Source organism: Paenibacillus sp. OSY-SE (genome assembly GCF_000283315.1).
In the GTDB taxonomy this organism is placed as follows: domain Bacteria; phylum Bacillota; class Bacilli; order Paenibacillales; family Paenibacillaceae; genus Paenibacillus_B; species Paenibacillus_B profundus.
The window spans coordinates 38467-56682 of record NZ_ALKF01000174.1; the positions used below are offsets into that span (position 1 = coordinate 38467).

16 protein-coding genes and 1 riboswitch are annotated in these 18216 nt (G+C 56.8%); of the genes, 13 read left to right on the forward strand and 3 right to left on the reverse strand.

The features are described from left to right. Positions 1–12: 12 nt before the first annotated feature. From A372_RS0111665 to thiC, 9 genes are all read left to right on the forward strand, one after another. The gene (locus tag A372_RS0111665; protein WP_019421031.1) at positions 13–1368 is read left to right on the forward strand and encodes a phenylacetate--CoA ligase family protein; all 1356 of its coding nucleotides are present in this window, start codon (positions 13–15) and stop codon (positions 1366–1368) included. Further along, on the forward strand, positions 1365–2138 hold the full coding sequence (locus A372_RS0111670; protein WP_019421032.1) for an enoyl-CoA hydratase-related protein: 774 nt from the start codon (positions 1365–1367) through the stop codon (positions 2136–2138). Before A372_RS0111665 ends, A372_RS0111670 begins: the two co-directional genes overlap by 4 nt. 12 nt (positions 2139–2150) lie before the next feature. Then, positions 2151–2942: an enoyl-CoA hydratase-related protein gene (locus A372_RS0111675; RefSeq protein WP_019421033.1), complete on the forward strand. Its 792-nt coding sequence runs from the start codon at positions 2151–2153 to the stop codon at positions 2940–2942. 3 nt (positions 2943–2945) lie between these two features. Next, complete coding sequence (locus A372_RS0111680; protein ID WP_019421034.1) at positions 2946–3806, forward strand: 3-hydroxyacyl-CoA dehydrogenase NAD-binding domain-containing protein; 861 nt, start codon at positions 2946–2948, stop codon at positions 3804–3806. Continuing rightward, positions 3796–4566, forward strand: coding sequence for a 3-hydroxyacyl-CoA dehydrogenase family protein (locus A372_RS0111685; RefSeq protein WP_019421035.1), 771 nt, complete (start codon positions 3796–3798; stop codon positions 4564–4566). Before A372_RS0111680 ends, A372_RS0111685 begins: the two co-directional genes overlap by 11 nt. Beyond that, positions 4544–5743 (forward strand): thiolase family protein, encoded by a 1200-nt coding sequence (locus A372_RS0111690; RefSeq protein WP_019421036.1) that lies wholly within the window; start codon positions 4544–4546, stop codon positions 5741–5743. The genes A372_RS0111685 and A372_RS0111690 overlap by 23 nt, the downstream gene beginning before the upstream one ends. A gap of 66 nt (positions 5744–5809) precedes the next feature. Further along, positions 5810–6241, forward strand: coding sequence for a thioesterase family protein (locus tag A372_RS0111695; protein ID WP_019421037.1), 432 nt, complete (start codon positions 5810–5812; stop codon positions 6239–6241). A gap of 159 nt (positions 6242–6400) precedes the next feature. Beyond that, positions 6401–7237, forward strand: a complete 837-nt coding sequence (gene paaX / locus A372_RS0111700; protein ID WP_019421038.1) for a phenylacetic acid degradation operon negative regulatory protein PaaX — start codon at positions 6401–6403, stop codon at positions 7235–7237. A gap of 287 nt (positions 7238–7524) precedes the next feature. Further along, a riboswitch (TPP riboswitch) is annotated at positions 7525–7638 on the forward strand. 381 nt (positions 7639–8019) lie between these two features. After that, positions 8020–9819, forward strand: coding sequence for a phosphomethylpyrimidine synthase ThiC (gene thiC, locus A372_RS0111710; RefSeq protein ID WP_019421040.1), 1800 nt, complete (start codon positions 8020–8022; stop codon positions 9817–9819). A 233-nt stretch (positions 9820–10052) separates the two neighbouring features. Here the strand turns inward: thiC and A372_RS0111715 are convergent, their stop codons facing one another. Beyond that, on the reverse strand, positions 10053–10685 hold the full coding sequence (locus A372_RS0111715) for a flavin reductase family protein (RefSeq protein WP_019421041.1): 633 nt from the start codon (positions 10683–10685) through the stop codon (positions 10053–10055). A 112-nt stretch (positions 10686–10797) separates the two neighbouring features. Between A372_RS0111715 and A372_RS0111720 the strand changes: the two genes are divergently transcribed. Continuing rightward, entirely contained in the window at positions 10798–11496 is a 699-nt protein-coding gene (locus tag A372_RS0111720; RefSeq protein ID WP_019421042.1) for an ArsR/SmtB family transcription factor, read from the forward strand. A gap of 209 nt (positions 11497–11705) precedes the next feature. Here A372_RS0111720 and A372_RS0111725 read toward each other — a convergent pair whose 3' ends face one another. After that, positions 11706–12545: an AraC family transcriptional regulator gene (locus tag A372_RS0111725; protein ID WP_019421043.1), complete on the reverse strand. Its 840-nt coding sequence runs from the start codon at positions 12543–12545 to the stop codon at positions 11706–11708. Between the two features lie 80 nt (positions 12546–12625). After that, the gene (locus tag A372_RS0111730; protein ID WP_019421044.1) at positions 12626–13636 is read right to left on the reverse strand and encodes a Gfo/Idh/MocA family protein; all 1011 of its coding nucleotides are present in this window, start codon (positions 13634–13636) and stop codon (positions 12626–12628) included. Positions 13637–13838: 202 nt separating this feature from the next. On the opposite strand from A372_RS0111730, the gene A372_RS0111735 reads away from it, so the two are divergent. The 3 genes from A372_RS0111735 to A372_RS0111750 are packed head-to-tail and all read left to right on the forward strand — an operon-like array spanning position 13839 to position 17836. Continuing rightward, positions 13839–15074 (forward strand): N-acetylglucosamine-6-phosphate deacetylase, encoded by a 1236-nt coding sequence (locus tag A372_RS0111735; RefSeq protein ID WP_019421045.1) that lies wholly within the window; start codon positions 13839–13841, stop codon positions 15072–15074. A 6-nt stretch (positions 15075–15080) separates the two neighbouring features. Further along, positions 15081–16787, forward strand: coding sequence for a TIM barrel protein (locus A372_RS39280; protein ID WP_019421046.1), 1707 nt, complete (start codon positions 15081–15083; stop codon positions 16785–16787). Next, positions 16784–17836, forward strand: a complete 1053-nt coding sequence (locus A372_RS0111750; RefSeq protein WP_036703995.1) for a Gfo/Idh/MocA family protein — start codon at positions 16784–16786, stop codon at positions 17834–17836. The genes A372_RS39280 and A372_RS0111750 overlap by 4 nt, the downstream gene beginning before the upstream one ends. The last annotated feature ends 380 nt before the right edge of the window (positions 17837–18216 follow it).

Here is an 18216-nt window from a genome sequence, read left to right on the forward strand (position 1 = left end):
GAGGGAAAGCGTTTGATATTCAATGTCGAAATGGAAACGATGCCGCGTGAGCGGATGCAAGCGCTTCAATTGGAAAGACTCCGGCGTACAATCAAGCGGGCGTATGACAATGTGCCCTTTCATCGTGCGGCGTTGGATCATGCTGGCCTTGCACCGGAGGACATTCAGTCTCTGGAGGACCTCCGGCGTCTGCCGTTCATGCGGAAGCCCGATCTGCACGAACATTATCCGTTCGGTTTGTTCGCGGCAGAGATGAAGGACTTGGTGCGGATACACGGATCATCCGGTACGAAAGGCAAGCCGGTTGTCGTGGGTTATACGAAACGGGACATTGAAGCCTGGGCCGAAATTGTCGCGCGCGCGATTTGCTGCGCGGGCGGCAGACCCGGGGACATCTTTCATAACGCTTATGGCTATGGCTTGTTTACGGGGGGACTTGGCCTGCACTATGGCATTGAGCATCTGGGCGCGGTGGCAGTGCCCGTGTCCGGAGGGAATACGCCCCGGCAAATTACGCTCATCCAGGATTTCAAACCGCGCGGACTGTCGGGCACGCCGTCTTATGTCTTGAACCTCGTCGAAGAAATGAAGAAGCAAGGCATCAATACGCGCGCTACGAGCGTAGAGTATGGGATTTTCGGAGCGGAGCCATGGTCGGAGGAGATGCGCGGCCATTTAGAGGAAGCGCTCGGCATCAAGGCGCTCGACATCTATGGCTTGAGCGAAGTGCTCGGCCCAGGCGTCGCAATCGAATGCTGTGAGGCGCAGGACGGCTTGCATATCGCCGAAGATCACTTTTTGGCGGAGGTCATCGACCGGGAGACGGGCGAAGCGCTGCCGTTCGGGCAAGAAGGAGAACTGGTGTTCACTTCGCTGACGAAAGAGGCGTTTCCGGTCATCCGTTACCGCACGGGCGACATTGCGTCGCTCAACCCCGGCAATTGCAAGTGCGGCCGCACGACAATGCGGATGTCGCGAATTAAAGGCAGAGTGGACGACATGCTGATCATTCGCGGGGTCAACGTCTTTCCGACCGAGCTGGAAGCGGTGCTGCTGACCTTCAATCAGCTTGCTCCCCATTATCAAGTGGTCATTGAACGCGACAATGCCCTTGACCGCTTTGAAGTTCATTGTGAAATTACGCCCGAATTCCAGAACCGGATCGGCGGAATTCAGGAAAGCAGCGATGTGGCCGAACTGGTAAAAGAGATGGGGAAGGCGATTAAATGCTCGCTCGGCGTCTCGGTCGTGCTGCATGTGAACGAGCCGAACACTATCGCCCGCAGCGAGGGAAAAGCGGTCCGTATCGTAGACAATCGCAACCAGACGGCGGCCGTCCAAGAAGGTAAAGGAGTGGAAGCGGGATGACAAGCCGTTATATCAATCTGTCGTCCGAAGGTGAGGTAGGGATTCTCACTCTAAACCGTCCGCATGTGCTCAATGCGTTGAATCGTGAGCTCATGCTTGAACTCGTCACCGAGCTGGAGCGGATGGAGCAAGACGATGCCATCAAGGCGATTGTGCTTACCGGCAGCGAGCAAGCTTTTGCCGCCGGGGCCGACATTAAGGAAATGGCCGACGAGTCGGCCATTTCGATGCTGCTGAAGCGGCAATTTGCCGTCTGGGATCGCATCGACGGCATTACGAAGCCGATCATCGCTGCAGTGAGCGGGTACGTGCTCGGCGGCGGCTGCGAGCTGATGATGAGCTGCGATCTGGTCGTCGCTTCGGATACGGCGCGAATCGGCCAGCCGGAGATTAAGCTGGGCGTGATGCCCGGCGCTGGCGGGACGCAGCGGTTGACCAAGGCGATAGGCTTGCGCAAGGCGATGGAGCTGCTCTTGACCGGGGACACGATGACAGCGGAAGAAGCGCTTCGCTGCGGCTTGATCAACAAGGTGGCGCCGGTCGAAATGTACTTCCGGGAAGCGTTGAAGCTGGCTCAGCGCATTGCCGTCCAGCCGCCGCTCTCCGTCCGCTTGATTAAGCAGGCGGTGCGCAAGGCGCAGGACCACCCGCTGGCCGAAGGGCTGGATTATGAGCGCCATTGTTTCCATCTGCTGTTCGCCAGCGACGATCAGAAGGAAGGCATGAATGCTTTTCTGGAAAAACGAACTCCCCAATTCAGAGGCAAGTAGGAGGTTAGAACGATGTACGAGACGATTCTGTACGAAGTATCTGGCGGCGTGGCCCGCATGACGATGAACCGGCCAGATAAGTACAATGCGTTCACCGGGCAGATGATTGCGGAGATGACTGCTGCGCTGAAGAAAGCAGGAAAAGATGAGGAGATCCGCTGTATCGTCCTTACGGGGGCCGGCAAGGCGTTCAACGCAGGACAGGACTTGGGCGACGTGCAGGGCGCGGATGCGCAAGGCGCAGAGCCGAACCATGGGGATGTGCTGCGTGAACGTTACAATCCGCTGATTATGCAGCTCCGCAACACGGAAAAGCCGATTATCGCCGCTGTCAACGGCGTGGCAGCAGGCGCGGGAGTGAGCGTCGCGCTGGCTTGCGACCTTCGCATCGTGTCGGAGAAGGCATATTTTGTGAATGCGTTCGTCAACATCGGACTCGTTCCCGACTCTGGCGGCTGTTATTTTCTGCCTCGTCTCGTCGGCTTGGGCAAGGCGTTGGAGCTGGCCATGACCGGAGACCGCGTATCAGCGGAAGAAGCGTATCGCATCGGTCTGGCCAATCGCGTATGCGCCGCGGAACAGTTCGCTGATGAAGCCGAGCGGTTGGCGGTTAAGCTGGCAGCTCTGCCGACGCGCGCCATCGGGCTCATCAAGCGGACGATGTACAAAGGGCTGGATATGAATCTGGCGCAGACATTGGAGCATGAAGCGTACGCTCAGGAAATCGCAGGAAATACGGAAGATCACAGGGAAGGAATGCAAGCTTTTTTGGAGAAGCGGCCTCCCGAGTTCAAGGGGGTATAGTTCATGGCTGTTACTTGTCCAGTTGGCGTAGTTGGCGCAGGCACGATGGGAGCGGGCATTGCACTCGTCTGTGCGCGTCAGGGCCACCGCGTTTATTTGCACGATATCAAGCAGGATGTTCTGGATAAAGCGCAATCGTATATCGCTTCCATACTAACCAAAGATGTTGCGAAGGGGAATATATCGGAGCAGCAGAAGCAGGAGACGTACGAACTCGTCGAGCCTGTTCAGGATATCACTATGCTCGGCGCGTGCAGTATCGTCATCGAGGCGGTTCCTGAGAAGTTGGAGCTAAAGCGGACGATTTTTGCCCGTTTGACGGATTTGTGCCGAAGCGACGTCCTGCTGTTAAGCAACACGTCATCCCTCTCGATTACCGAGATTGCTGGGGGCTTGCCCCATCCCGAGCGCATCATTGGCTTTCACTTTTTTAACCCTGCGCCCGTCATGCCTCTAGTTGAAGTGATCCGTGGGCACCGGTCGGGGGGAGAGGCAACGGCGGCCGCTTATCGGTTCGCCAAGGAGCTCGGCAAGGTGCCCGTGCTGGCTGCAGATTCGCCCGGCTTCATCGTGAACCGCGTGGCTCGCCCCTACTATAACGAGGCGTTGCGCATCTTGGGCGACCGGACGGCCGACGTGGAGCAAATCGACCGCATTATGAAGCAGGCTGGCGGCTTTAAGATGGGTCCGTTCGAACTGCAGGATCTAATCGGAATCGATATCAACTATGCCACGACGGAATCCGTCTACACCCATTTTTTCCACGAAAACCGCTTCAAGCCGAGCCGCATCCAGCAGCGGATGGTCCAGGCGGGGAGCTTGGGCAGAAAGACAGGGGAGGGATTCTATCCATATGACAACTAAAGCGGTGTTGTTGGCTGGCGCGAGCCCCTTGAACGCGGAACTGCGCGCGCTGCTGGAGCAAAGCGGCTATTTGGCCGTCTCCTTGGCGGAAGCAGAGGACAGCGGCTCCCCAAAGCAGTTTTGGTGTGCTGTGGAAGCGACCAATTATGATTTGGAGGAGAAACAGGCCAACATCCGGCAATTCGAACGGCTGCTGGCCCCAGAGGTTCCGATTTTTGCCACCTCGCTTGCCATAACGGCTACCGAGATTGCCGCATGGACCCAGCGGCCAGAGCGAGTATGCGGCTTCGGCACGCTTGCTCCGCTGGCCGAACGGGACCTCATCGAGGTGGCGCCCGCTCTGCAGACGGCAGATCATGTGCTGCGCCAGAGCGAGGTCTTGTTCCGTTCTCTCGGCAAAAACGTCGAAATCGTTCAGGACGAGGTGGGGCTGGTATTTCCTCGCATCCTCTCCTTAATCGTGAACGAAGCGGCCTTTGCCTTGATGGAAGGGACTGCGACCGCTGGGGATATCGACACCGCCATGAAGCTGGGAACCAGCTATCCGTATGGTCCGCTCGAATGGGCCGACCGCATCGGACTGGATGACGTGCTGGCGGTAATTCGCGGGCTGCACCGCGATCTGGGGGAGGAACGCTATCGGCCTGCTCCGCTGCTCCGCAAGCTGGTGCTGGCGGGCCGGGTCGGCCGCCGCAGCGGCCAAGGCTTCTATTCTTACGATAATGGAGGGGAACGATATGGGAACGCCCGTAATTATTGATGCTGTGCGGACGCCGATCGGCCGGTACGGGGGAGCGCTGAAAGACGTGCGTGCCGACGACTTGGGCGCCGTGGTCATTCGCCGATTGATGGAGCGGAATCCGATAGATCCCGAGCAGATTAGCGGCGTTATCTTCGGCTGCGCCAACCAAGCCGGGGAGGATTGCCGCAACGTCGCCCGGATGTCGGTGCTGTTGGCCGGGCTGCCGGTGGAGGTGCCCGGTGTAACGGTGAACCGCCTCTGCGGTTCCGGCATGGAGGCGGTCAATCAGAGCGCCTACGCGATTATGGCGGGAGCCGGCCACGCTTATGTGGCCGGCGGAACGGAGAGCATGACGCGCGCCCCGTTGGTGATGATGAAGCCAGAAGCGGCTTTCCAACGGGGCAATCAGCATATATACGACACCACCTTGGGGTGGAGGCTGACCAACGACAAGCTGGCAGCCGTCTACCCGCCGATCAGCTTGGGCGAAACGGCGGAAAACGTCGCGGAGCAGTACGGTGTCAGCAGGGAGGCGCAGGACGAATTTGCACTGGCCAGTCAGCGGAAGTACGCCAGAGCCCATGCGGCAGGCAAATTTGCCGATGAAATCGTTCCGGTGGAAATCGTCGGGCGCAAGGGCGAGGTCTCGTTGTTCGAGCAGGATGAGCACCCGCGCCCAGAGACGTCGCTGGAGCAGCTGCAGAAGCTGAAACCGGCCTTCAAACAAGGGGGGACCGTCACGGCGGGTAATTCATCCGGCCTTAACGACGGCGCCGCGGCGCTGCTCATTATGGAGCAGGAGGCCGCCCGATCGCTCGGGCTGAGGCCGCGCGCGCGGGTGGTCGCTTCGGCGGCTGCGGGTGTCGATCCGGCCGTGATGGGAATCGGTCCCGTCCCGGCTGCACGCAAGGTGCTGAAGATGGCCGGGCTGTCGATCGGGGAGATCGACTTGTTCGAAATCAATGAAGCGTTTGCCGCACAGGCCGTTGCCAGTGTCCGCGAATTGAATATCGATCCCGAGCGGGTGAACGTTAACGGAGGGGCGATCGCGCTCGGCCATCCGCTCGGCTGCAGCGGTGCCCGGATACTGACGACCCTGCTGTACGAGATGGAACGCAGAGATGCCCGCTACGGGCTGGCCGCGATGTGCATTGGCGTAGGGCAAGGCATCGCCACGATCATTGAGCGGGTATAGCGGGTACGTCTATAAGTGTATGTTAAAAAGGAGCCTTTTTAACAACCTCTATAAGGAGGAGTCGACATGAAGCCAGGTTTGCACCCGGGTACCGCCGTATCGTTTGCCATGACTGTGACTTCGGACATGCGTCCTGCTTTTGATGGAAAAGTAGTGCATGACGTGATGTCCACGGTCATGATGATCTACTATATGGAGAAGGCGGGGCGCGAGATGATTGTGCCTTTTCTGGAAGAGGGGGAAGAAGGCTCAGGGTATGCCCTCGACATCAAGCACGTCGGTCCAGCCTTGGTGGGGCAAGTCGTGACGTTCCGCGCCGTCTGTACCGAGGTTGCGCCGAAGCGCGTTATTTGCGACGTGACAGCGGAGACGGAATTCAATCTGGTGGGGAAAGGGTCGTTTACCCAAGCAATTTTTGATAAAAAGGTAATGGCGAGGCGCTTCATGGAATTGCGGGGCAAAGTGGAGGAGAAGCAGGGGAAACATCAAACCAGCTAGTGAGCAAGTGCGTCACGGTCGACAGAGGTGCGGCCTTGAGGCGTTCGGTTATCAAAACCGCTGGCACAAAGCGTTTTACTCCACAGGCTTATGTGATACAATTTGACAAGATGCAACATTTGCCAATTATAGAATGAATCGAACTAGGAGTGGGTGAACGTGAGGCCGCAATCCATGCTGTTTACCATTTACGGGGAGTACGTCCGGCATTACGGCAGTGAAATTTGGGTCGGGAGCCTGACTTGTTTAATGGGGGAATTCGGCTTGACCGAACAGGCGGTTCGGGCTGCCATCTCGCGCATGCTTCGCCAGGGGTGGCTGGAATCGCGCAAAGTAGGGAACCGCAGCTATTACTCGATGTCTCCTCGCGGAAAGAGACGTCTGGACGAGGCCGCTGCGCGCATTTACAAGCAGGAGACCGACAAGTGGAACGGCAAGTGGTGCATTGCCAGCTACAACATTCCCGAAAAGCAGCGGGGCGTGCGGGATCAGCTGCGTAAAGAGCTGGCGTGGCTCGGATTCGGCATGTTGACGACGAGCACGTGGATTAGCCCGAACGACCTTGCCGACAAAGTCAGGGAGATCTCGGAATCGCACCACATTACCGACCATGTGGAAATTTTCCTAGCGGACCATGTCGCGTGGAGCACGCCCAGACAGTTGGTGCAGAAATGCTGGAACATCGAGGATATCAATGCCGCTTATGCGGAGTTTATCAACGAGTACATGCCGGGGTATGAAAGATTGCTGAGCATGGCGGAGAAGGGGCAGGATGTTCAGGACGGTTATTGCTTCGTGGAGAAGACCAAGCTGGTCCACAGGTACCGGAAGTTCCTGTTTATCGATCCCGATTTTCCTGAGGAGCTGCTGCCGGATGTCTGGCTCGGCAAGGAAGCGGATCAACTGTTCCAGGACTACTACGATTTGCTGCATCCGGGTTCTAGTCGTTTCTTTGAACAAGTGTACGAATGCTCTCCCGATGCGCTGCCAGGTTGATCCAGCAAGTAGGCTTCGGTGGAGGAACTCCCCGTTACAGGAGACAGGTATCGAAGTAAGCTTAAGCGCGCGGTGTGCTGTGCACTTTTTCGTGGGCTTTTGTAACGTCTTACTTCCGTGCTTTAAAGTGAGCTTGCGTTGTGAGGCAGGCGATCGGATTAAGCCTGTTTTAGAGGCTGTTACGAAAGTCCCTTTTACTCAGGGGAGTGAATTATACGTTGCCAAAATTTACGCAATCCTGTATTGTAAGGGTGTGGCAGTGAAATATTGCCAATTATGACTTACATAAGCGTTACTAGGGGAGCCCTGAGCGTGGGCTGAGACAAGGTCGCGATTAAGACTTTAAACCCTTTGCACCTGATCTGGATTATACCAGCGTAGGGAAGTAATCGGCACAGCAGAGATGCTTGGGCTTGCTTTAATATAAAGCTTGCCTGCGCAACACTCATTCTACAGGAAAGCCGGTTCCTTTCGGGACCGGCTTGTTTTGCGTCTGCATGACGGAATTCATGTTATCAATGACGTACAACCTGCCCCTTTGTATAGGAGCTGATCCCTTCATCATAAGCAATCTCTTCATGCGTGGTTCCTTTTTACGCTTTCGACTATGACCTGACAGGATGCAATTCTGCTGCAATGTGCAGACAAGGGGACGTGGCTTCACGACAAAGCTGTTGTCCAGCCGCTTCTCAGCCTACTAACGCCCGCTGGAAAATGACTAGCAAGGACTCCCGGCAGCGCTTGAACGGTGTAAGCAGTTCATTCCAAGGAGGAATCATGTCATGTCTCATACGTTACATCCCCATTCAGCGCAAGCTGAGCCGCGCGTGTTATGCGCGCCGTTTCCGAATAGCCGGAAAGTGTACACACAAGGATCGCGTCCCGATATGCTCGTTCCGGAACGGGAGATTACGCTGGCTTCGACAGAAACGCCGACCGGTATAGAGCATCATGATCCGCTGCGCGTCTACGATACGAGCGGTCCGTACACGGACGCCGCGTATTCGGTAGACATTCGCCGCGGTTTGCCGCCGCTGCGCAATGCCTGGGTGCTTGAACGAGGCGATGTCGATGCGTACAGCGGACGTCATGTGCAACCGGAAGATAACGGCTTTCGGACACCTGAAGCGGTTCACGTGGCAGGAGCCGAAATCTTTCCGCAGGCAGGACGTCAGCCGCTGCAGGCGCACTCCGGCGGCAACGTGACGCAGATGCATTACGCAAGGCGCGGCATCATCACCCCTGAGATGGAGTTCGCCGCTATCCGCGAAGGCGTGTCGCCGGAACTTGTGCGGGATGAGATTGCGCGCGGGCGGGCGATTTTGCCCGCAAACATCAATCATCCAGAATGCGAGCCGATGCTCATCGGCAGTAAGTTCCACGTGAAGATTAACGCCAATATCGGCAACTCCGCCGTCGCTTCTTCCATTGACGAGGAAGTGGAGAAAATGACGTGGGCCATTCGTTGGGGAGCCGACACGATAATGGATTTGTCTACCGGCAAAAACATTCATACGACGCGGGAATGGATTATTCGCAACAGTCCGGTGCCAGTAGGAACAGTGCCGATTTATCAGGCGTTGGAGAAGGTGGGCGGTCAAGCGGAGGAGCTGTCATGGGACATATATCGCGATACGCTCATTGAGCAGGCGGAGCAGGGCGTCGATTACTTCACGATTCATGCGGGCGTGCTGCTGCGTTATATTCCGCTGACGGCCAAGCGTATGACCGGCATCGTTTCCCGTGGCGGCTCGATTATGGCGGCCTGGTGCTTGGCACACCATCAGGAGAATTTCTTGTACACGCACTTTGAGGAAATATGCGAAATTATGAAGGCGTACGATGTGTCGTTCTCTTTGGGCGATGGCCTGCGGCCGGGCAGTATATACGATGCGAACGATGAAGCGCAATTCGCCGAGCTGCGCACGCTGGGCGAGCTGACGAATATCGCCTGGAAGCACGATGTGCAGGTGATGATTGAAGGGCCAGGCCACGTGCCGATGCACAAGATTAAGGAGAACGTCGACATTCAAATGGAAATTTGCAAAGAGGCGCCGTTCTATACGCTTGGACCGCTAACGACGGATATTGCACCGGGATATGATCATATTACGTCGGCTATCGGCGCGGCCATGATCGGTTGGTTCGGCACGTCGATGCTCTGTTATGTCACGCCGAAGGAGCACCTTGGGCTGCCAAATAAGAACGATGTGCGCGAAGGTGTCGTCACATATAAGATAGCGGCGCATGCCGCAGATCTGGCCAAGGGGCATCCGCGCGCGCAGAAGCGTGATGATGCGCTGTCCAAAGCGAGATTCGAGTTCCGCTGGCGCGACCAGTTCAATCTGTCGCTCGATCCGGAGCGGGCTATGGAATATCACGACGAGACGCTTCCGGCGGAAGGGGCGAAATCGGCTCATTTTTGCTCCATGTGCGGACCGAAATTTTGCAGCATGCGCATTACGCAGGATATTCGCGAGTATGCGCGCGAGCATGGACTCGAGAATGAGGCGGCCATTGCAGCGGGCTTGAAGGAAAAAGCGGAAGAGTATCGGACGCGTTCGGCAGAAGTTCCAAGCTAGCGGAGGAGCAGGGGGCGCTGAGGAAGCAGCCTAGAATTAGCGAATCGAATGTTGGGCAGGAGATCTCGGTTGGCGGAAGCTTAGAGTTAGCCGGCGAAGCGCCGCGATGGGCGCATTCCCAGCCAATCCAGCGGCTGGACGGGACTATCGTGCGCCACGGAGATGCTGAACAGGCGATAGACATAAAATAAAAAAAGGTAAGTAAAAGACGGCTGTTGAGGCCGTCTTATTCCTTATACTTCAGCCCGATACGTATGGCCGAGCGCAGAGCTTAGCCCGAAGTAATGGCGGAAGTTATAAATGAGAGGATTCCATTTGGACGGATCCACGTGGTTGCCGCCGGCCATAATGCCGGGGTGCGCGTGTATGGATATCGCCTGCGTCTCGACAATCGCGAAGAATGGAGCATATTCCGGGATCGTCACGTTTCGCACTTCGCACTCGATTTGGAGAGGGCACTCTGCGATTCTCGCTGGCGATATAGTAGCGGAAGGAACAGGCGTTAACCCGGCGGCGGCGAACTTGTCCGGTTCGTACCGGAAGCCGGACTGAGCCTTATAATCTGGCACAGGGTGTTTGCCTGTCAGCGGGGCGAGCTTCTCCACCTGCCTCCATAAGGAAGCGTCGGGCACATTAATGACAAGCTGCGGCGTGCGCTGCACATTTTCTATACATTTTCCTCCGAATCCCATTCCTAGAACCAGGTTGTGCCCAAGCGCCCATGAAGAAGAAAGCGGGCTAATATTCGTTGTCCCATCTTCATTTAGTGTCGTCACCAAAATGACGGGCATGCCAAAATACAAAATCTTCGGCTCAATCTGAATGGATGGGGAAAGCGCGTTGTTTTCTGGTGCTGCGTAGTTCATGTTATATCCTCCCGACATCGTTGTACTCACTCGTTCAAGTTCATTGTAATTCGCCAACATTTCAACTATCATCGAAATATGAAATACATTTCAGTTGGAGGTCGTAAGACGAATGAATGTGCCTGTCAATGTGCCTGTTAATGTATCTGTCATCGCATCGCTGCTCAGTGATGCTTCCCGTTCCGCCATGCTAACGCATTTGCTGGACGGCCGCTTCCATCCTGCAGGAGAGATGGCGCTGGCTGCGGGCATCACGCCTCAGACTGCCAGCTTTCATCTTGCCAAGATGATGGAGTCTGGCGTTGTCGTCGCCGAGAAGCACGGGCGCCACCGCTATTACCGAATTCAGAAATCTGCGGATGCGGAAATTATTGAACAGCTGCTCTCCCTGTCAGGACCGGTTCAGATTACATCGCTAAGGCAATCTGTGCAAATGGAGAAGCTTCGTCATGCGCGCATGTGCTACGATCATGTAGCAGGCGAATTAGGGGTATCGATTGCGGATTCGCTAACTGAAAGAGGACTGCTGTACAAAAACGGAATGGAGTTTGCCGTCACAGAGGCGGGGGAGTCATTTTTTAATGATTTCGGACTTGAATTGGGCGAATTGAGGAAAAAAAGACGTTCCTTTTGCCGCTGTTGCCTGGATTGGACTGAACGGAAGCATCATGTGGCAGGGGCGCTGGGGCAGGCATTGGCTGAACGTATGATGCAGTTGAATTGGCTGGAGCATGATTCGTCAAGCCGTGCGGTGCGTATTACGGAGGAAGGCAGGGAGTGTATATCCGCTCTGTTCGATATTCCGCTCTGAACAGGCCGTATGCCTTGAGTAGCGAATGCTCGTTTTCGTCCGGAGCTCTTTCAATGTGCGGCAACGCTCATTCAGCATAGTCGTCAAGTGATTGATAAGACGAGCAAGGATTCGCAAACCGCTGCACATCATTGTGACGGGCATTCGAAATTCAGGATGCGGATGCACCACTCCGCTATGAGCTGAAACACGGACGTGAGGTACTTGTTCTATTTTCGCTCCTTGCGGCGATATTCGTTCGGAGTCATGCCGACAAGGGACTTGAATGTGCGTGAGAAGTGGGATGCATCTTTAAATCCGGCTTGAAGTCCGACATGGGTCACGGTCTCGTCGGGAAAGGTCAGCAGGAGCATCTTCGCCTGACTGATGCGCCGCCTTGTCACGTATTCGAAGATGGTCAAGCCCGTTACTTGCTTGAATGACTTAATGAGGTGGTATTTGCTCGCGTGCAGCCGGGCTTCCATGTCATCGAGCGACAGATCGTCCGCATGCAGATGGGTCTCCACATACTCCACGATCCGCTCGGCCCATACGATGGGCTTGGAGGAGTCCTGCGGCTCGGTGCCGAATGTGGACTCGCACTGTTCGTACAGGAACAAAAATAAATCCAATAATGCAGCACGGAGCCGAATCTCCGCGACTCTGCCCTCTTCATCGTAGAAGCGGTGCAGACGAAAGAGCAGTTCCTCGGCTTCCGCTCGTTGCCCATCCTGCAGCCGCAGATGCTTGTTCCGCAGAGTGCGAAAGGGCTGCAGCACATCAAAGTCGCACAGCGGCTTGCACCATGCTTCTGCTTCACAAGGATCGAACAGCATCGTCGTGCGGACGTATGCCTCGCGCTTATCAGGAATAGGGCCATGTCTGGCCATTCCGTTCATAATAATAATATCGCCGGGAACGAGCTGCAGCTGTTCTTGCCCCAACAAATAAGCGCAGCGTCCGCTGTGAAACATATATACTTCATATCCAAAATGCGTATGAAATAGCGAATGAATCGGCTTCGTCGTACGGTAGTCCAACGAAAGTATCGGAGTAGGGGGAAGCGGCAATGCGAGCCCTCCTTCTGGCGCAATCCTAATACTTCCATCATAACCGAAATGACGGCTCGGAGGAAATGAAAGAGCGGCTGTTATGACAGACCGGCATGTCCCAGGGCAACGGGCTTGCGGCTTGCCAGGCTTTCATTCACCGCTTCCAGGAAGGCGATGATCTCCACCGTCTCCGCGATAGGCAGCGGTGATTGCTTCGTATGGAAGAAATTTACGATCTGTTCTAGCAAGCTGGCATAGAACGGCTTCGGATGAGAGGCGATTTCTGCATGAACAGAGCCTGCCGCGCTGTGAAGGACCGCTCCAAATGCACCGCCATGTTGGTTGCCCCTAATAGTGGCGATCCGGCCATCTTTCCAGCGACCGATAATCAGCTCTCCTTCTGCTGAAGGCATGGCCTCCACCTGTTCGCAACCTGCTCCCATGGCGGCGTATACCATCTCCACGGTATGTATGCCATACCAGAACCAGCCCGGAAAGCCCGCTTCGCGCGGGGTTGGCCCGTATGCATCGATGCCTTGTACGACGGCAAGCGACGGACCAGTCGGCACGGAAGCCGACTGCGCGGCGTCTGCCGCTTGCAGCGCAGCTGTCAACGCTTCGGCGTATCGAAGGGCAGAGGAGCTCATCAACGGAACATTATATTGCTGTGCCAGCTTGACGATTCGGATCGCTTCCTCTGTCGTGAACGCCAGCGGCTTGTCGATAAAGACAGGCTTGCCGCAGGCAGCAACGGCGGCGAACTGCTCCTCATGCACGCTGCCATCTACCGATTCCAATAACATGGCATCGCATTGTCCGGCCAGCTCCTCCAATGATTCCACAAGCTGAATTTCGAAGCGCTCCTGCAGTTGAGTGGCATATCCATCTACCCGGGAAGCGCTTATAGGCAAATTCGGGGAACCGCCGGGATAAGCGGCTGTTACTTTCCCGCCCAATATGTGATAGGGGTGGCCGCTATCATTCAGCAGCTCCGTAAAAGCGATAGCGTGTGACGTATCGAGTCCGACCATACCGATGCTCAGCATATCTTTCATTTCTTTTAACTCTCCTCCTTCTGGCGTCCAACTCGCAATCCATCTAAATATCATCAATACCATCCTACCTTGTTCAGTGCCTCTTTGCTTGCCTCATATTGGCATTGTACGGTCCACTTTCGCACAATATTGGCGTATTGCGCTCGATCCGTTGTAGAAGTGTGGAAGCCTTTCTATAATCAGACTAAGCATGGAAGAAAAAGCATATTTTCGAATAGAGGCAAGTCTTCATCTGCATAGAGAGGCGGGAGGTTGTGTGACTGTAATCGAAGGATATTGTCTGCTTGGCGGCAGCTTCAGACGTTGGGATGCAGGCGATGATGGGTGCGTTGCAGAGGTTCGAGAGGTTTGTTCCCCCTCTTCAGCGGCAACCGAGACGATGGGGCCGACTGCCGATGACGCATCGATCGAATGGCACGGCGCTTGCGGTTCTGGATCACGGCAACAGCATAGCTTCATTGCTCCGGGGCTCGTCGATCTGCAAATCAACGGCTGCTTCGGCATTGACTTCAATCAGGCCTCCTTAACGGTCGAGCAGGTTCATGAAGCTACGCGCAAGCTGTGGCAGCATGGCGTCACGACGTATTATCCGACGGTCATTACGAATGCGGACGACAGCATCTCGCAGATAATCTCCACGATTGCGGCAGCGTGCGAGGAGGATGAGCTTACGGCGCTTAGTATTGCCGGCCTTCACTTGGAAGGCCCGTATTTATCGCCAGAAGATGGAGCGCGCGGGGCACATGATAAAAAGTATATTTGCCCGCCGGATATGACGCAGTTCGCACGTTGGCAGCAGGCGGCTGGCGGCCGCATCCGTCTCGTCACCCTGTCGCCTGAGTGGGCGGAAGCGCCCGCATTCATCGCAGCTGTTGCGGCAAGCGGCGTTACGGTGTCGATCGGACATACGGCGGCATCGCCGGAGCAGATACGACAGGCTGCGCAAGCTGGTGCCCGCATGTCAACGCACCTCGGCAACGGGGCGCACCTTATGCTGCCGCGCCATCCGAACTATATATGGGAGCAGCTGGCGGACGAACGTATATGGACGTGCGTCATCGCGGACGGGTTCCATCTGCCCTCTTCCGTCCTGAAGGTGTTCCAGCGCGCGAAGCCAGAGCGGTTCGTTCTGGTCAGCGACGCGGTCTATCTGTGCGGCCTGGCCCCGGGTCCATACCGGACGCACATCGGTGGCGATGTCGTGCTGACACCGGAAGGGCGGCTCCAGCTGGCGGCCGATCCGCGCATGCTGGCGGGGTCGGCACAGCTGCTCCCGCACGGCATTGCCCATATGATCCGGGCATGCGGATTATCGCCTGCAGCTGCGTGGAGAGCCGCCTCCCTGTACCCTGCCATAGCGATGGGGCTCCCGCATCGGCATGGGCTTGAGCGGGGCGCTCCCGCGGATGCGGTGGAATGGAGCTGGAATGAGGATGCAGCGATTCGGATTCATCGGGTATGGAAGGCAGGACGACTTGTGAAGGAGGAGTGAGAATTGATGAAATTGGTTGATCTCCGTCCAAGGCTCGGAATATTGACGGACGAAGTGTCGACGCATATGGATGCAGCGCTGGCCTGGATCGCAAACAAGGGATTGGCCCGCGTCGAGCTGCGCACGGTGGACGGGAAGAACGTGATGGAAGTGCCGCTGGACCAATTGGAGGAGCTTGCGGCACAGATTAGCCGCTTAGGGCTGACGGTTTCTTGCCTTGCTTCTCCTGTATTTAAGTGTGCCCTGAGCCCATCCCGCCAGGTTGCGGCGGGTGATACATTCGGGCAAGCGGAGGAGGGGGTGGAAGCGCATTTTGCTAAATTGGATCAGGCATTCCGGCTAGCGAAGGTGCTCGGCACGAACCGAATTCGCATCTTCTCGTTCTGGCGGGAAGACAATCCAGAAGATTACTTTGATGAAATCGTCCGGCATTTGAAGCGGGCTGCCGAACGTGCCGCACAGGCAGGAATGCTGCTCCTGCTCGAGAATGAGCCGGCCTGTAACGGAGGGTTCGCCGCCGAGGTGGCTGCATACGCCAGAGCGGTCGATTCAGCGGGACTGAAGGTGCTGTGGGACCCGGGCAATGAAGCTTATGGCGGAAGAGAGGCGTTCCCTGCCGGCTACGGGCATGTGCGGGACGTGCTTGCCCACGTGCATCTGAAGGATGCCGTCCATATTAACGGGCAAGGCGTGTGTGTTCCGATCGGGCAAGGCAACGTCGACTATGTGCAGCAGCTGCAGGCGCTGCGGCGCGACGGATATGAGGGGGATTTCACGATGGAGCCGCACGTTGTGCCAGAGGGCGGAACAGCGGCAGACGGAGTGGAGCTGTCCCTGCAAGGGCTGGAGCAGATCGCTATTGCCATGCGCACCCATGAGGCACCGTTGGCTGCGCGGCGGCAGGATACGCTGCAAGTGCAGGTCTACGAAGAGCGGGGGCAGATGGGCAGAGCTGCGGGCGACATGGTCGCAGACCAGATGCGCCGCCTCTTGAGCGAGCAGCGCGAGGTGCGGATCGTGTTCGCAGCGGCCCCGTCACAGAATGAACTGCTGCACACCTTGACCGAGGCGGACGGCATCGATTGGAGCCGGGTGACAGCGTTCCATATGGACGAATATATCGGGCTTGCCCCCGATGCGCCGCAGCGCTTCAGCCGATATCTGCGTGACAGGCTGTTCGATATTGTGCAGCCGGGCCGAGTCCACTATATCGGAGCAGAGAACGCCGCATTGATAGAAGCGGAATGTCTGCGCTATGCCGAGCTGCTGTGTGAGGCGCCGCTCGACATCGTCTGCTTCGGCATCGGGGAGAACGGGCATCTCGCCTTCAACGATCCGCCGGTTGCCGACTTCCATGATCCGATGCTCGTGAAGCCGGTCGCGCTCGATGAGGCGTGCCGCCGGCAGCAGGTGAATGACGGCTGCTTCGCCACATTCGCCGACGTGCCGACGCATGCGCTGACGCTCACCATTCCGGCGCTGCTGTCAGCGCGCTATATGTACGGGGCCGTTCCCGGGCTGCGCAAGCGTGCGGCGCTGGAACAAACGCTGTACGGCCCGATTGCGTCGGCGTGCCCGGCCTCGGCGCTGCGCACGCATGAATGCTGCATCCTGTTCGCTGATGCGGAGGCCTCCTCATCCTCCAGCCCTATAGATGAGTTAGATTCGGCAGGCAATGTCCATACCACTCAAATGGAAGAAGAGGTGTTATGATGACTTATTCCAACGAACGGAAGCTTCGCTTCGGCATTATCGGCGCGGGCGTCATTATGTCTTCGCATGTCGAGGGCATTCGCAACAACGGAGATGAGGCCGAGGTAGCGGCCGTCTGTGACGTTGATATCGACAAAGCTCGGAACGCGGCTGAGAAATACGACATCCCGCTGGCGGCGGCTGACATGGATGAGCTGCTCAAGCGGGATGATATCGATGTCGTCAGCATTTGTCTGCCGAGCGGCCTGCATGCAGAGGCGGCAATCGCCGCTGCCCAAGCAGGCAAGCATGTTCTCTGCGAAAAGCCGATTGATGTCACGTTGGAGAAAATCGACCGCATGATTGCGGCCAGCAGACAGTATGGAGTGAAGCTCGGGGCGGTTTATCAGCGCCGCATGATGCCGGCCGCCATCGCGGCACGTGAGGCGATTGCCGCAGGCAAGCTTGGGCGGATGGTGCTGGGCGACGCCTATATGAAATATTTCCGCTCCCCCGAGTATTACAAGAGCGCGGGCTGGCGCGCGACATGGGAGCTCGACGGCGGCGGGGCGCTGATGAATCAGGGCATTCACGGCATCGACCTCGTCCAATGGATGATGGGCGACATCGAGTCTGTCTTCGCCTACGCCGCTCCGCTCGTGCGCGACATTCCGGTGGAGGACACAGCGGTCGTCGCGGTTAAATACAAGAGCGGCGCCTTCGGCATCATCCAAGGGGCGACGAGCGTCAATCCGGCGCAGGACACGCGCTTCGAGCTGCACGGAGACTTGGGGACCATCGCGTTCGGCGACGGCGGCATTGCGGCCTGGACCTATCCGGGCAGCGAGGAGGATATGCCGCAGCTCGGCGCGGAAGCGAAGCAATCGCCGGGAAGCGACCCGCGCAGTCTGTCCGCCGACGGGCATACGCTGCTTGTCCGTGACCTCATCGAGTCGATTCGCGAAGACCGCGAACCGACGGTGCCGGGCGAAGAGGCACGCAAGGCGGTGGCGCTCATTCTGGCCATTTACGAATCGGCCCGCACCGGCAAAGAAGTCCGCCTGGGATAACCTCCTGCTGAGGGCTCGCTTGGCGTGGCATATTCAGGCGCTGCCGATTAGTATGCTATGCTTCGAAGTCCCAGAGTACGGTGGTTAAAAAATGAGTTACTCAGTTCTCCTTTTAGCGCCATTCTCCCCTTCTATCAGAAGATGTTGGTTAATTAAGATGATGATTCCAATTGATGGTCGGTTCCAAACGGTACAAAAAAACTGATGAATGCTTGAATAGCTCATGAATGCTTGAAAAGCTCATTTTTGGGAACTCACACTAGCGCTTGACTAGAAGCTCCAGTACCTCGATAGCTCTTTGCTAGAAGAGACCGCGATTACTTAATCAGGTGCTCGTTGTTATTTTCCCTGTTGTTGCATTCACTGAGTCAAGGGGAGAA

Excerpts from the sequence above, each read along its gene's own strand:
- A372_RS0111670 (WP_019421032.1), top strand. The coding sequence starts at position 1,365 with ATGACAAGCCGTTATATCAATCTGTCGTCCGAAGGTGAGGTAGGGATT.
- A372_RS0111675 (WP_019421033.1), top strand. The coding sequence starts at position 2,151 with ATGTACGAGACGATTCTGTACGAAGTATCTGGCGGCGTGGCCCGCATG.
- A372_RS0111680 (WP_019421034.1), top strand. The coding sequence starts at position 2,946 with ATGGCTGTTACTTGTCCAGTTGGCGTAGTTGGCGCAGGCACGATGGGA.
- A372_RS0111685 (WP_019421035.1), top strand. The coding sequence starts at position 3,796 with ATGACAACTAAAGCGGTGTTGTTGGCTGGCGCGAGCCCCTTGAACGCG.
- A372_RS0111690 (WP_019421036.1), top strand. The coding sequence starts at position 4,544 with ATGGGAACGCCCGTAATTATTGATGCTGTGCGGACGCCGATCGGCCGG.
- A372_RS0111695 (WP_019421037.1), top strand. The coding sequence starts at position 5,810 with ATGAAGCCAGGTTTGCACCCGGGTACCGCCGTATCGTTTGCCATGACT.
- thiC (WP_019421040.1), top strand. The coding sequence starts at position 8,020 with ATGTCTCATACGTTACATCCCCATTCAGCGCAAGCTGAGCCGCGCGTG.
- A372_RS0111715 (WP_019421041.1), bottom strand. The coding sequence starts at position 10,685 with ATGAACTACGCAGCACCAGAAAACAACGCGCTTTCCCCATCCATTCAG.
- A372_RS0111720 (WP_019421042.1), top strand. The coding sequence starts at position 10,798 with ATGAATGTGCCTGTCAATGTGCCTGTTAATGTATCTGTCATCGCATCG.
- A372_RS0111730 (WP_019421044.1), bottom strand. The coding sequence starts at position 13,636 with ATGATATTTAGATGGATTGCGAGTTGGACGCCAGAAGGAGGAGAGTTA.
- A372_RS39280 (WP_019421046.1), top strand. The coding sequence starts at position 15,081 with ATGAAATTGGTTGATCTCCGTCCAAGGCTCGGAATATTGACGGACGAA.
- A372_RS0111750 (WP_036703995.1), top strand. The coding sequence starts at position 16,784 with ATGATGACTTATTCCAACGAACGGAAGCTTCGCTTCGGCATTATCGGC.